The following is a 14,449-nucleotide window of genomic DNA, read 5'->3' on the forward strand; positions in this document are numbered from 1 at the left end:
CGATTGTCAGCCCGCAGCGGTCACAGCGCGCTGTGCCATCACTTTGACGAGGTTGGCGCGGTACTCGGCCGTGCCATGGATGTCAGCCAGCAATCCGCTCGCAGAAATATTGACGCTGTCGATCGCCGATGGCGACCAGTTCGCCTTCAACGCGGCTTCGATGGCGGGCACCCGCATCACGCCGTTCTGCGAGGCGCCGGTGGCGGCCACCCGCACCTCGCCCGACTTGGTCTGCGCCACGAACACGCCGGTCAGCGCGAAGCGCGAGGCCGGATGCCGCATCTTGGCGTAGCCCGCCTTCGCCGGAACCGGGAACGACACCGCAGTGATGATCTCGCCATCTTCGAGCGCCGTGGTGAACAGACCCTTGAAGAAGTCATCCGCCGAGATCGACCGCTTGTTGGTCTTCACGGTGGCGCCGAGCGCGAGCAGTGCGGCGGGATAGTCGGCAGCGGGATCGTTGTTGGCGATCGAGCCACCGATCGTGCCGCGATAGCGCACCGCGGGGTCGCCGATCAGCGACGCCAGATAGGCGAGTGCCGGAATCGCCTTCTTCGCGGCATCGCTAGTGGCGACGTCATGATGCGGCGTGGCGGCTTTGATGGTCAGCGTGTCGCCGGAGGCCTCGACGCCGATCATGTCCTTGATCTTGCCGAGGTCGATGACGTCTGACGGATTGGCGAGCCGCTGCTTCATGACCGGCAGCAGGGTTTGTCCGCCGGCCAGGAATTTCGCCTCGCTGCTCTTGCCGAACAGGCTCACGGCTTCGTCGACCGAGGAAGCACGATGATAGGTGGTCTGGTACATCTTCGTTCCTCCCTCTTAAGCGGCGTTGATCGTGCGCCACACCCTGTCGGGGGTCGCGGGCATTTCCAGATTGTTCTTGCCGATCGCATCCGTGATCGCGTTGATCACGGCTGCAGAAGCGCCGATCGCGCCGGCCTCACCGCAACCCTTGATGCCCAGGGGATTGCCCGGGCACAGCGTCGTGGTGTGGGAGAGGTTGAACGAGGGCAAATCGTCGGCACGCGGCATGGAGTAATCCATGAACGAGGCCGTCACCGGCTGGCCGTTGGCATCGTAGATCGCGTGCTCGAGCAGCGCCTGCCCGATGCCTTGGGCGAGGCCGCCGTGGACCTGTCCCTCGACGATCATCGGGTTGATCAGCCGGCCGAAATCGTCGGCCGCGACGAAGTTGACGAAGGATGTCTTGCCGGTGCCGGGATCGACCTCGAGCTCGCAGATATAGGCGCCGGCCGGGAAGGTGAAGTTGGTGGGGTCGTAGAAGGCGCTCTCCTTCAAGCCCGGCTCCATCCCCTCAGGCAGATTGTGCGCGGTGTAGGCTGCGAGCGCGACCATCGGGAAGGCGATCGCCTTGTCGGTGCCCGTGACCTTGAACTCGCCGTTCTCAATGACGATGTCGGCCTCCGAGGCCTCCAGCGCATGCGCAGCGATCTTCTTGGCCTTGGATTCCATCTTCTCCATCGCCTTCAGGATCGCGGTAAGACCGACGGCTGCGGAGCGCGAGCCGTAGGTGCCCATGCCGAACTGCACCTTATCGGTGTCGCCATGGACGATCGAGACCTGGCTGATCGGAACGCCCAGGCGGTCGGCGACGAGCTGGCAGAACGTGGTCTCGTGGCCCTGGCCGTGGCTGTGCGATCCCGTGAGGATCTCGATGGTCCCGACCGGATTGACGCGCACCTCGGCCGATTCCCACAGGCCGACGCCGGCACCCAGACTGCCGACGGCTTTTGACGGCGCGATGCCGCAGGCCTCGATGTAGCAGGACACGCCGATGCCGCGCAGCTTGCCTTGTGATTTGGCTTGTGCCTTGCGGGCAGGGAAGCCGGCATAGTCGATCGCCTTCATCGCGGCATCGAGCGAGGCGTTAAAGTCGCCGGTGTCATAGGCCATGATCACAGGCGTCTGGTGCGGGAACTGGGTGATGAAGTTGGTCCGGCGCAGCTGGGCCGGATCGACCTTCAGCTGCCGTGCCGCCGTCTCCATCAGCCGCTCCAGCAGGTAGCTGGCCTCGGGTCGGCCGGCGCCGCGATAGGCGTCGACCGGCGTGGTGTTGGTGTAGACGCCGATCACCTCGGCATGGATCGCCGGGATGTTGTACTGGCCCGACAGCAGCGTCGCGTAGAGATAGGTCGGCACCGACGACGAGAACAGCGACATGTAGGCGCCGAAATTGGCGTAGGTCTTCACCTTCAACCCGGTGATCTTGTTGTTGGCGTCGAAGGCCATCTCGGCATGGGTCACATGGTCGCGGCCATGCGCGTCGGTGAGGAAGGCCTCGGTGCGGTCGCCGGTCCACTTCACGGGACGACCGACCTTCTTGGAGGCCCACAGCGCCACCATCTCCTCGGGATAGATGAAGATCTTCGAGCCGAAGCCGCCGCCGACGTCGGGCGCGATCACACGCAGCTTGTGCTCGGGCGCGATGTTATAGAACGCCGACAGCACGAGGCGGGCGACGTGCGGGTTCTGCGACGTGGTGTAGAGCGTGAAATGCTCCTCCGCCGCGTCGTAATCGGCGATCGCCGCGCGCGGCTCCATCGCGTTCGGGGCGAGGCGGTTGTTGGTGACGTCGAGCTTGACCACATTGGCGGCCTTCGAGAAGGCTGCATCGACCGCACCCTCGTCGCCGAGCACCCAGTCATAGACCTGGTTGCCAGGGGCTTCGGGATGCAGCTGCGGCGCGCCGGCCTTGATCGCGGCGTGCATGTCGGCGACCGCGGGAAGCTCCTCGTAATCGACGACGACAGCTTCCGCCGCGTCGCGCGCGAGATTCTTGCTCTCGGCGATCACGACCGCGACGGCCTGGCCAACGAACCGCACCGTCTCCGGCGCCATCGCCGGCCATGCGCCCATCTTCATCGGGCTGCCATCCTTGGAGGTGATCGCCCAGCCGCAGATGAGGTTACCGACCTTGTCGTCGACGAGTTGCTGTCCCGTGAGCACCGCGACCACGCCCGGCATCTTCAAGGCGGCAGAGGAGTCGATCCCCTTCACCTTGGCATGCGCGTGTGGGCTTCTGATGAAATAGGCATGAGTCATGCCCGGCAATTTGATGTCGTCGACGTACCGGCCCTTGCCGGTAATGAAACGCTTGTCTTCCTTGCGCACGACGCGCGCACCGATGCCTTCAACACCCATGTCTGGTCCTCCCGACCGGAAATTTGTTGACCCGCGCTTTCCATCGAAAGCGGCAGTGGTTTTCTTGTTCGCGGCGGCCGCTTTACTGGGCCGCCTGCGCAACGTTCATGCGACCGGCCGCATCCAGCACGGCCTTGACGATGTTGTGGTAGCCGGTGCAGCGGCAGATATTGCCCTCGAGCTCTTGACGTACGGTGGCTTCGTCGAGCTGGCCGCCAGATCCTTGAGCTTGATGGCGCTGCACGATGTCGATCGCCGACATGATCATGCCCGGGGTGCAATAGCCACATTGCAGGCCGTGATTGTCGCGGAAAGCGGCCTGCATCGGATGCAGCTCATCGCCTTTGGCGATGCCTTCGATCGTGGTGACGCTCGCGCCGTCCGCCTGTCCCGCCAGCACGGTGCAGGATTTCACGGCGCGGCCGTCCATGTGCACGACGCAGGCGCCGCACTGGCTGGTGTCGCAGCCGACGTGGGTCCCAGTGAGGTTGAGGTGATCGCGCAAGAGGTGGACCAGCAGCGTGCGGTCCTCGACGTCGACAGCAACGGCCTTGCCGTTGACCGTCAGTTTGACTGTAGACACGTGAAGTCCTCCCAGAATGATTTTGATTGGTTCTAATTAGAAACAGCGCAACGGAACTTTGCAACTGGCATTTTGGTGACCTCGCGTCATGGAAAGGTCATCGTGGCGGCCGTCACGGCGCGCGATTCGATCATGATGCGCCACGCCGCCGCCAACGCATGGCGCGACCGCAAGCTAGGTTCGGAAAGTTCTCATCGCGTCCGCGGACAACGTCGCATCGCGTCGAAGCCGCGTACCGCCGTCGCTCGCCTGCGAGCTCAGCCCTCCCGCACGTTGTTCTCCCTTGGATGTCTTGTTCCCTAGTGTGAATAGGAGCACGCGCTCGCGGCTTTGCAATCGCGATCTTGGTAGTAGGCGGTGGGACGCTAAGCCATTGATTTTATTGCGGGTGCGCCCTGGGGTGCGCCGGGCGCCTGATGTCGCTGTGCGGGCCCTCGCGCCACGTCGGTGAGGGCCGGCGGCGTGGGCGGCTTCGCCGAGGGCGGCGCGAAGGCCAGGCTTGAGGGAGAGGCACCGACGTCACCACCCTGCATTGCGAAGCCGAGGCGCAGATCGGCGGCAAGCTCGCGCAGCTCGACTCGCGGTTGATCGATTCGACGTCGCGAAAACTTGCCGCGAACGTCCTCGAAAACTTTGCGGCGGTGGTAGCGCCATCATCGTGACTGCGGCGCACGATCGTTGCGCGATGCCCGATGCGTGCGGCCGGCTTGCGCGCGACATTGCCAAGCTGACGAAGCAGTGGGACGAGGCAAGGTCAACACAAGCTCCCCTGTCGTCCCGGATCAGCGCTCACTTCGTTCGCTTGTCCGGGACGACGACCGAGAGTGAGGCGATGTCGTCGGTCCCCACACTCGCTTGGTGCGTTTCCACCTGAAAATCAAGGCAAGGAGCCGAGATTCGACAACGAGATGAGCGGCGAAAGCCGCCGACGATTTGCACTACTACCTTCCGCCTATACTAAGCGCGAAAAGCCGATGCTGTAATTTGCGCGATGGCTCGCAGGCAAACTGCGCATCGGGAGCGCAATGCGTTCCAGCGCCCAACCGGCGTACACAACAACACCGCGGAGGGAATACATGACCTTTGGAACGAAGGGTTTTTTGGCTGGTATTTCGATGGTTGCGATGCTGGCCGCCGGCACATCAGGCGTCCGTGCCAACGACTCGCTGATCAAGGCACAGTCCGATTCGAACCAGTGGGCCGTTGCCGGCCACGACTACGGCAATACGCGTTACAGCCCGCTCAAGCAGATCAATACCGAGAACGCCGGCAAGCTGACGCTCGCCTATTCGTTCTCGCTGGCGTCGTTGCGCTCGAACGAATCCTCGCCGATCGTCGTCGGCAACACGCTGTACGTCTCGAGCTCCTGGGGCCCGAAATACGTCTATGCGCTCGATGCCGCGACCGGTGCGCGCAAATGGACCTGGGAGCCCGAAATTCCCGATGACGTGCTGCAATATGCCTGCTGCGACGTGAACAACCGCGGCGTCTCCTATGCGGACGGAAAGATCTTCGTCGGCCGGCTCGACGGCAAGCTGACGGCGCTCGATGCCGCGACCGGCAAGGCGCTGTGGACGACGAAGGTCGTCGATTACAAGCAGGGTTCGGTCATCACCTCGCCGCCGCTGGTGGTGCGCGACAAGGTCATCACCGGCTTCGGTGGAGGCGAGTACGGCGTGCGCGGTTCGCTCCAGGCCTTCGACATCAACAGCGGCAAGCAATTGTGGCAGACCTTTACGGTTCCCAGTCCGGATGAGCCTGGCGGCGACACCTGGAAAGGCGATTCCGCCCAGCATGGCGGCGGTGCGGCCTGGCTGGTCGGCTCCTACGATCCCAAGAGCGACACCGTTTATTGGGGCACCAGCAATCCCGGTCCGTGGAACACCGGCGTTCGTTCGACCGGCGACGGCAATTTCGGCAAGCTGACCAATCTCTACACCGCCTCGACGCTCGCGCTCGATCCCAACACCGGCAAGATCAAGTGGCATATCCAGACCACGCCGGCCGATGCCTGGGACTATGACGGCGTCAACGAAGCCGTGCTCGCGGATCTCAAGATCGGCGGCAGCACGGTGCCGGCGCTGATGAAGGCGGATCGCAACGGCTACTTCTTCGTCGCCAACCGTGAGACCGGCAAGGTGGTCTCGGCGGAGAAATACGTCTTCTCCAACTGGGCGAAGAAGTGGGACGTCAACACCATGCGGGCGGTCGAAGATCCGGACAAGCGTCCGGGGCCGGGCCATCCCGCCAAGGACATCTGTCCGAACCTGATTGGCGGCAAGAACTGGCAACCGATGTCGTTCAATCCGCAGACCGGGCTCGTCTACATCCCCTCGAACAATGTCTGCATGGACTGGTCGGTGTCCGACGTCGCCTACAAGCGCGGCGTGTTCTATCTCGGCGCCGAATTTCCGACCAAGGAAGGCCCCGGCGGCTTCCTTGGCGAGCTCGTGGCCTGGGATCCCATCGCCCAGAAGAAGGTCTGGTCGATCAAGGAAGATCTGCCGTTCAACGGCGGCACGCTGACCACCGGCGGCGGCCTCGTGTTCGCCGGTAACATCCGTGGTGACTTCCGCGCCATCGATGCGAAGTCTGGCAAGGTGCTGTGGAGCAAGAATCTCGGCTCCGGTATCGGTGCGGGCCCGGTGACCTACAGTGTCGACGGCAAGCAGTACGTCGCCATCGTCGTCGGCCGCACGGCTGCATTGCCCGCGTTCCTGGGCGAGGTTGGGAAGAAGATGACGGCCGCAGCCCCCGAGGGCGGTTCGCTCTTCGTGTTCTCCGTCCAGTGACGACTCGCGCGCGTATCCCGGAGGAACGGGATACGCGCGCGCTTTCTCGACATCGCGCGGCGACGGCATCGGCCAGATCTCGGGCCAGATCCTGTGTTGCCACGCTTGGTCCAACAATTCCCACCTGCCGGAGATGAGGATGCGTCCGATCAACCCAGGAAATGGCAACAGCCGACTTCGCACTATCGCGGGACTGCTCGCATGGGCCGCCGCGTCCGCGCTGATTGCATCGGCCGCAACCGCTCACGCAGACGAGGCGAAGCCGTTCCGTCTGTGCGCCGATCCGACCAATCTGCCGTTCTCGAGCGATAATCCGTCGCGGCCGGGCTTCTATGTCGAAATTGGCCAGGCGCTGGCGCAGGCGCTCGGCCAACCGATCACTTACGATTGGTACAAATCCTATTTCGGCAAGCGCACCGTGCGGGTCACGCTGCTGGGCAAGCAATGCGACGCCATGATCGGCTTGCCACGCTCCGAGGATTTCATGGGACCTGCCGTGATCTTCTCCAGCACCTTTGCGAAGGAAGGCTACGCCCTGGTCGCGGCGAAAGGTCAGGCGATCGGTGGCGTGGAAGACCTCAGGGGCAAGCGCGTCGCTGTCCAGTACGCCAGCACACCACAAAACCTCCTTGCGACACGTGACGACATCCAGAAGGTGACCGTGCTCTCGCCCGAGGAGGCCATGCAGGCGCTCGATCAGGGCAGGGCCGACGTCGCCTTCATCTGGGGGCCCGTCGCCGGCTGGTTGAACATGACCGCCTATCATGACCGCTATCAAATCCGGCTCACCGAAGGCGAAGGCCTGTCATGGGATGCCGCCATCGGCTTTGCGAAGGGTTCGACCGAGCTGCGTGATCGGGTCGATGCGATCCTGCCGACGCTTCGGAGCACAATCGCCGATCTCGCGGTGAAATACGGCTTGCCGGCCGGACAGCCTGTCCGCTTTGGCGCGGCCCAGGCTGTGCCGGCGGGAACCACGACAGGAGCGGGCCCCGGGCCGAGCGTGAGGCAGGTCGCAAATGTGGTGGCAACCGAGATCAAGGGCGATGCATCTGCGCCGAATGCGGAGACCATCGGTGCGGGCAAGGAGATCTTCAACGGAACTTGCGCGCATTGCCATGGCCCCGACGCCATCCAGAGCGAACGGAAGATCGATCTGCGGCTCTTGCGTCACCGCTACGGCGACGACATGCGCGACACGTTCTGGAAGACCGTGCATGAGGGACGTCCCGCCAAGGGCATGCCGGCCTGGAAGGAGGTCTACACCGACGACCAGTTCGACAGCATTTATTCCTTCCTGCTGACCGTCCAGGTCGAATCGAACGACTGAACGGCCTTGACCGGACGGGATCGGGAAGATGTGGTAGCGTCCATCATGCATCTTTCCGACGCCGGACCGGCGCAGGATGGGTGCGCTGCCGCCGCGCGTGCGGTGGATCCTTTGGAAGGCGCCATGGCCAGCTTCCTGATCATCGACGATCATCCGCTGTTTCGCGAAGCTCTGGGCAATGCAGTGCGGCTCGCCTTGCCGGAGGCCCGCATCCTGGAGGCGATGTCGATCGAGGACGCCCTGCACATCCTGTCGGCCGAACAGGGGATCGACCTCGCGCTGCTCGATCTGTCGCTGCCGGATGCGACCGGCTTCTCCGGCTTTCTCCGCTTGCGCGAAACCTATCCGCGCCTGCCGGTCGCCATCGTATCGAGCGAGGAGGACCAGCATGTGGTCCGCGAAGCGCTGGCGCTCGGCGCGGCCGGCTATCTCCCGAAGTCGACGTCGAAGCGCGAGCTGGCCCAGTCGATCGAGGGCGTGCTGTCCGGATCGGTATCGGTGCCCCGGGATTTCGTGCCGACGCCGCCGCGGCGAAAAGCCGAGACCAGCAAGGCCCTCGTGGTCAAGCTCCGCGAGCTCACGCCGCAGCAGCTTCGGGTGCTGGACCTGCTTCGCCGCGGTTATCCGAACCGGCAGATCGCGCAGGAGCTACAGCTCGCCGAATCCACGGTGAAAGCGCACATCACCGAGATCCTGCGCAAGCTCGGACTGTTCAGCCGCAACAAGGCGATCATCGAAATCGGCAAGATGGACCTGCCCGATCCCAGGAGCCGGCCCTATGCGAGGGTCGATCGCGGGAGACCGCAATGATCCGCGCCGCCGTTCTTGACCTGGATCAACCCGGCGTGGGCCGGCTGATACATCCTCGGTTCAAGCTCGAACCCGGCAACGATTTGGGAATGGCTCACGCGTGATGCGATTTCTGATTGTCGAAGACCATCCGTTGTTTCGCGAGGCGCTCGAAGGCGCGCTGCAAATGGTGGCGCCCGGGGCCGAGATCCTGCAGGCGATATCGATCGACGGCGCGCTCGAACAGCTGTCCGCGGGCGCCGAGCTCGATCTTCTCCTCCTCGATCTGTCGATGCCGGGCACGACTGGCCTCTCGGGCATCATTCGCATCCGCAAGGCATTCCCGAAGGTTCCCGTCGTCATCGTGTCGGGTCATCAGGATCCACGCATCATCGCCGGCGCCTTGTCGCTCGGGGTGGCCGGCTACATCCTCAAATCCTCGTCCAAGCAGGAGCTTGCCCAGTCGATCGGCGAGGCGCTGCAGGGTCTCGTCTGTATTCCCGACGCCTATCGCGCACTCCGGCCGCGGCGGGCCCCAAGTCCCGCGCATGACCTGCTGAAACGGCTGCATGACCTGACGCCGCAGCAATTGCGGGTCCTCGAAATGCTCAAGCGCGGCCTGCAGAACAAGCAGATCGCCTATGAGCTGAAGATTTCCGAGACCACCGTGAAGGTCCATGTCTCGGACATCCTGCGCAAGCTGAACGTGCTGAGCCGCACCAAGGCGATCGTCGAAATGTCGCAGATCGATTTCGCGACGCTGGCAGGCGAGGGCACTACGCTGAGGCGCGAGCGTGCCCAACCGGATCAGCAGTGACGCGAATTTCTTCCGTCCCGTCCCATCGATTGGCGGTCGTTCCTGTCGGCTATTTTATTTAAGAATCAATCTCTTGGCGGAATGCAATTCGTTACCGCTACTGTGCATGGGGTTGTTTTCGATATTTTGTGTGACCGTCGCACCAGCTAGCTCAGCAGGAACGACAGCAGCGCGCGCATCTCGGCAGGCTTGACCGGCTTCTTCAACACTTCGAGGCCAGAGAGGCTCGCTTGCTTGGCAGCCTTCTCGGAGTAGTCGGCGGTGATAATCATCGCGGGCACGTCGAGCTTCAGTTGCTGCCGGATGTCGGCTATCGCCGACAATCCGCTTTCGCCGTGATCGAGATGAAGATCGGCGATGACCGCGTCGGGCGCGCCGCCCAGCTCGCTGAGACGCAGCAGCGCTTCCGCAGTCGATCGCGTGGTCGCGACATCGCAGCCCCAGCCTTCCAGCAAGGCGGCCATGGCCTCGGAGCCGGATGGATCGTTCTCGACCAGCAGGATCTTGGCGCCTTCGAGGCCACCATATTGGCGTTCGGCGAGCTTGGTCTCGTGCACCTCGTCGCTGACCTCGGCAAGATCGGCCGGCTCGAGCTCCAGGACGAACGTCGATCCTTTGCCGACCTGTGACGACAGCTGCACCGCATGTCCGAGCACCGTCGCGAAGCGGCGAACGATGGAGAGACCGAGCCCGAACCCGGCCTGGTCGGTTGCGCTGGCCTCACCGCGCTGGAATTCGCGAAAGATTGCCTCCTGTTGCGCCTGCGCAATTCCCGGTCCGGTGTCGGAGACCTGGACGCAGATGCGGTTGTTCCGGCGCCTGCATCCCATTACGACGCCGCCGCTGCGGGTGTAGCGGATGGCATTGGCAAGCAGATTTTGCAGGATGCGCCGAAGCATCATCACGTCCGACGACACCGCGAGCGGCGAGTTGCGGATCCGCAAGGTCAGGCCTTGCCGTGCGGCGATCGGCGCGAATTCGTTGCGGAGCTGCTCGAACAGCGGCGCGAGCGCCAACGGACGCACGTCGGGCCTGAGCGCGCCGGCGTCGAGCTTGGCGATCTCCAGCAACGACCGCAACAGGTCCTCCAGCGTCACCAGCGAGCGGTCGACCTGGTCGATCAGCAGGCCCGCCTCCTGCGTCTCCATCATCTCGGCCAGCGCCGAGAGCGTCAGGCGCGCCGCATTCAACGGCTGCAACAGGTCGTGGGTAACCGAGATCAGAACGGACGATTTGAGCGAGCTTGCGGCCTCGGCCTGCTGCTTGGCGCGATACAGACCCTCATTGGCGCGTTCGATCGAATGCAGCGCCTCGCGCAACTGGTGCGTCCGGTCTCGAACCTGGCGGTCGAGCGCGATGGCTGTCTCGAACAACGAGAAGGCATTGAGCTGCTGGTCCATCGAGCGCTCGACGCGGGACATCAGCGCGGCATTGATCTTCTTCAGCTTCGCGGTTTCCCGCTGCAGCTGTTCGACCGTTTCGGCATCCTGCCATAGCCCGGTCACGAGGAGCGCCTGCCGATGGCGACGCCCGTGAACGTCTGGTTCACATGCATCGAGCCGAACTGTTCGCCGTAGGTATGAAAACCGACCACGCGATTCTGGTGGTAGAGCTCGGACATGTCGCGGGCGAGCTGGTGCTGCTCGGCGTCGAGCCGGCGCAGCAGGCACTCGAAACCGATATAGAGCGAGACCTCGCCGATCTGGTCGCGCGTTTCCGCGAAGGCCTCGCGCGTCGTGCCGACGAGGCTGCGCGATGTCGCCGCCGTCAGCACCATGCCCTCGTCGATGGCGCAAAAGAAGTGCAGCGAGCCGTCCGGTTCGACGCGCTGGATCGACCGGGCATAGTAGGAGCCGCCGACGCGGACCAGAACCGGATGCGAGGCGAACGAGAACGGATCGAGCTTGGCGTCCATGATCCCGACGACGCGGGAATATTCCTGGGCCGCGGGCTCGGCGTTCAGTTCCCTGACCGTTCGATTCTCGATGTCGGCCTCGGTGACCACCATCTTCTGCGGCCGCGGTTCGAAATTGTCACATTTGAACACCCGGAACGGCAGCGACGTGCTCAAGAGGATCAGGAGAGCGGCATTCGTGTACGCCTTGCCGTCGAAGAACACCCAGGTCCTCTCGAAGCGCATCCCGTCGCCCGCAGATCCACCGACGATCGGAATGTCGTCCAGCGAGGCATAGATCGCGGACATCACCGCTTCTTCCCGGCGGCACAGGCCGTCGATCAGGACCAGACCGAACGGATTTCCGCGCTCGACCTGGGAGGACACCCGCAGCAGCTCCTGCCGAAGCTCGGCGCCGATCCTGCGGCCGTCCTCGACGTGAAAACTGTCGAGATTGAGGATGGGGCGCACCACGGCCGAGAAGTCGGCTCGGCTGAACGCGAGAGCGACGACGCTGTTCTCGTCCCAGCCGTCGGGGGCAAGCTCGCCGGCAGTGGTGCAACCGCAGACCGGGACCCCGTCAAATTGTCGGCTGATCTCGGCGATGAATTGGTGTGGATCGTAGCTCGGGGAGACGAAGAGCAGAATGAGCGCCAGCTCGTCGGATGGGAGCTGGCCGGCGAGGTCGGCAACGGCTCGCTCGGCGCCCGCGGCCTTCGACTTCGCGACAGCAACGCCAGACGCACCGCCAAACCGAAAGTCGGTTTGCCCCACTCCGTTTCTCCCCTCGAGGACCCGCTCGGTCTAATGCCAAGTGCCTGACAAGTGTCCAAAGAGTATGGCGTTTTTCGCCCGGTCGCAACACGGCGGCCAGGTGGCCGGGGCGGGTGTTCCGCACCAAGCCGCCTTTGCGGAGGAGGGGCGGACGAATTTACCGCCCCTTGACGATTCTGCCCTAATTTTCATCGCCGGTCCGGAAGGGGCTGCTTCCAGGCCGCGTTGCACGTGCAAGAACAGATCTTGGGGGTTGGAATGTCCGGGCGTACCGCATCGCCGTCGAAGCGCACACTATTTCCGACCCTCAGATTTCGTACCAAGATCATTCTGGGCTTCGCCGCAGTGCTGGTGATCTCCGCCGGCAGCATGGCCTTCTCCTATTTCGGCTTCGAGCGGGTTTCCTCCGGGGTCGGATCCTACCGCACCCGCGTTTCCGAGGCCGACCTTGCCCGCAACATCGACCGCGAGCTGCTCGGCTATCGTTCGGCCGCCCGCTACTTTGTCGTGACCGGCAAGGAGGACGACGCCAAGGCGGCGCTGGAGGCGGAAGCCAGCCTGAAGAGCGCGATCGACCAGGCCATCAAGAGCGCCAAGAAGCCGGCGCGGCAGGAGGGCCTCAATAAGCTCGCCAAGGAGTTTTCCAACTTCTCCGCGACCTTTGCCAAGATTTTGCAGGCCAAGCGCGACAGCGCGCTGCTGGTCCAGAACCAGCTCCAGCGCAACGCCAATCTCCTGAAATACAAGCTCGACGACATCGGCAACAACGCCTCCGACGCGGAAGCGCAGGCGATCGAGTTCGGCACCAAGCAGGTCAATGCCCAGTTCCAGACCGCAAGTTCTGCCGCGAGCAATTTCATCCTCAATTCAGACCAAGCGGTCGCGGCAAGCGCGCTGGCGCGGCTGAAATTCGTCGATAACTCGCTCGGTGCGGTCTATTCCATGGACGACAAGATCGTCGCCGGGCTGAAGGACGCCAAGGCGCTGCTGGGAGCCTATCGGCAAGCGCTGGAGAAGCTGATCGCCAACGCCAAGATGATCGATGACCTCGTGACCGAAATGAGCGGCTCGGCCGGGGCGATCCTTCAGGGCGCCACCGCCATGAAGGCGGACCTCGTCGCCGAACAGCAGCGGCTGGAAGCGGAGTCGGAAGCGACCATCGGACAGACCGAGCAACTGGTGCTGATCCTCGCCGTCGGCGGCACGCTGCTCGGTGCGGTCCTCGCCTTCCTGCTCGGGACCGGCATGTCGCGTCCGATGATCGCGATGTGCAAGGCGATGCGGGAGCTGGCTTCGGGCAATTTCGACGTGGTGCTGCCGGGACTTGGCCGCAAGGACGAGATCGGCGAGATGGCCGGCGCGGTCGAGGAGTTCAAGGTTCAGGCGGTGGCCAAGGCCGAGCGCGATGCCGCCGCCAGCGAGGTCCAGAATCGGGAGCAGGCGGCAAGCCGGCGCGCCGAGCTGATCCGCTTTGCCGACGATTTCGAGAGCGCCGTCGGCGCCATCGTCTCCAATGTCTCGGCCTCCGCCGTGCAGCTGGAATCGGCCGCCTCCACGCTGACCCGCACCGCCGAGACCACGCAGAGCCTGTCGAGCCAGGTCGCCGGTGTCTCCGAGCAGGCGTCCTCCAACATGCAGTCGGTGGCGACAGCGACCGAAGAGCTGTCGGCCTCGGTCGAGGAGATCGGCCGTCAGGTTCGCGATTCCAGCCGCATTGCCGAGGCCGCCGTGGTGCAGGCCAAGGAGACCGACGGCCGCATCGGCAAACTGTCGCATGCCGCCCAGCAAATCGGCGAAGTGGTCAAGCTGATCACGGCGATTGCCGAGCAGACCAATCTTCTGGCGCTCAACGCCACCATCGAGGCGGCGCGCGCCGGTGAAGCCGGTCGCGGCTTTGCGGTGGTTGCGAGCGAGGTGAAGTCGCTGGCGAGCCAGACCGCGAAGGCGACGGATGAAATCTCCTCGCATATTACCGGCATGCAGGGCGCCACGGCCGAATCGGTCGCCGCGATCAAGGAGATCGGCGCGACCATCGGCCAGATCTCGTCGATCTCGACCTCGATCGCGAGCGCCGTCGAGCAGCAGGGCGCGGCAACGCAGGAGATCGCCCGCAGCGTCCAGACCGTCGCCCAGGGCACTCAGACCGCGGCCACCGATATCGGCGAGGTCAACCGCGGCGCTGCCGAAACCGGTTCGGCCTCGGAAGAGGTGCTGAACTCGGCCAAGACGCTGTCGAGCGAAAGCACCCGCCTGCGCGCCGAGCTCGACCGCTTCATGGCGAATATCCGGGCGGCGTAGGGCACCG

The 14,449-nt window shown here is 64.0% G+C and carries 11 protein-coding genes; 6 read left to right on the forward strand and 5 right to left on the reverse strand.

Translation table 11 applies throughout. The features are described 5' to 3' along the window. Window positions 1-6: 6 nt before the first annotated feature. From LRP30_RS01520 to LRP30_RS01530, 3 genes are all read right to left on the reverse strand, one after another. Complete coding sequence (locus tag LRP30_RS01520; RefSeq protein ID WP_091896509.1) at window positions 7-807, reverse strand: xanthine dehydrogenase family protein subunit M; 801 nt, start codon at window positions 805-807, stop codon at window positions 7-9. Window positions 808-822: 15 nt separating this feature from the next. After that, a complete protein-coding gene (locus LRP30_RS01525; RefSeq protein ID WP_249759119.1) occupies window positions 823-3,165 on the reverse strand; it encodes a xanthine dehydrogenase family protein molybdopterin-binding subunit in 2,343 nt (780 codons plus the stop codon). Window positions 3,166-3,247: 82 nt separating this feature from the next. Beyond that, the gene (locus LRP30_RS01530) at window positions 3,248-3,748 is read right to left on the reverse strand and encodes a (2Fe-2S)-binding protein (protein WP_249759120.1); all 501 of its coding nucleotides are present in this window, start codon (window positions 3,746-3,748) and stop codon (window positions 3,248-3,250) included. A gap of 551 nt (window positions 3,749-4,299) precedes the next feature. Between LRP30_RS01530 and LRP30_RS01535 the strand changes: the two genes are divergently transcribed. From LRP30_RS01535 to LRP30_RS01555, 5 genes are all read left to right on the forward strand, one after another. After that, complete coding sequence (locus LRP30_RS01535) at window positions 4,300-4,410, forward strand: hypothetical protein (RefSeq protein WP_249761981.1); 111 nt, start codon at window positions 4,300-4,302, stop codon at window positions 4,408-4,410. A gap of 414 nt (window positions 4,411-4,824) precedes the next feature. Further along, window positions 4,825-6,540, forward strand: a complete 1,716-nt coding sequence (locus LRP30_RS01540; protein ID WP_249759121.1) for a PQQ-dependent methanol/ethanol family dehydrogenase — start codon at window positions 4,825-4,827, stop codon at window positions 6,538-6,540. Between the two features lie 139 nt (window positions 6,541-6,679). Next, the gene (locus LRP30_RS01545; RefSeq protein WP_346016201.1) at window positions 6,680-7,870 is read left to right on the forward strand and encodes a transporter substrate-binding domain-containing protein; all 1,191 of its coding nucleotides are present in this window, start codon (window positions 6,680-6,682) and stop codon (window positions 7,868-7,870) included. Between the two features lie 123 nt (window positions 7,871-7,993). Beyond that, entirely contained in the window at window positions 7,994-8,680 is a 687-nt protein-coding gene (locus LRP30_RS01550) for a response regulator transcription factor (RefSeq protein WP_091896604.1), read from the forward strand. Between the two features lie 103 nt (window positions 8,681-8,783). Beyond that, window positions 8,784-9,476, forward strand: coding sequence for a response regulator transcription factor (locus LRP30_RS01555; RefSeq protein ID WP_249759123.1), 693 nt, complete (start codon window positions 8,784-8,786; stop codon window positions 9,474-9,476). A gap of 146 nt (window positions 9,477-9,622) precedes the next feature. Here the strand turns inward: LRP30_RS01555 and LRP30_RS01560 are convergent, their stop codons facing one another. Next, window positions 9,623-10,981, reverse strand: coding sequence for a hybrid sensor histidine kinase/response regulator (locus LRP30_RS01560; protein ID WP_128940951.1), 1,359 nt, complete (start codon window positions 10,979-10,981; stop codon window positions 9,623-9,625). After that, entirely contained in the window at window positions 10,978-12,144 is a 1,167-nt protein-coding gene (locus LRP30_RS01565) for an FIST N-terminal domain-containing protein (RefSeq protein ID WP_249759124.1), read from the reverse strand. The genes LRP30_RS01560 and LRP30_RS01565 overlap by 4 nt, the downstream gene beginning before the upstream one ends. A 258-nt stretch (window positions 12,145-12,402) precedes the next feature. Here LRP30_RS01565 and LRP30_RS01570 point away from each other — a divergent pair, with 258 nt between their 5' ends. Next, on the forward strand, window positions 12,403-14,442 hold the full coding sequence (locus LRP30_RS01570; RefSeq protein ID WP_249759125.1) for a HAMP domain-containing methyl-accepting chemotaxis protein: 2,040 nt from the start codon (window positions 12,403-12,405) through the stop codon (window positions 14,440-14,442). Window positions 14,443-14,449 lie beyond the last annotated feature (7 nt).

It is taken from the genome of Bradyrhizobium sp. C-145 (assembly GCF_023375135.1).
GTDB lineage: Bacteria > Pseudomonadota > Alphaproteobacteria > Rhizobiales > Xanthobacteraceae > Bradyrhizobium > Bradyrhizobium zhanjiangense.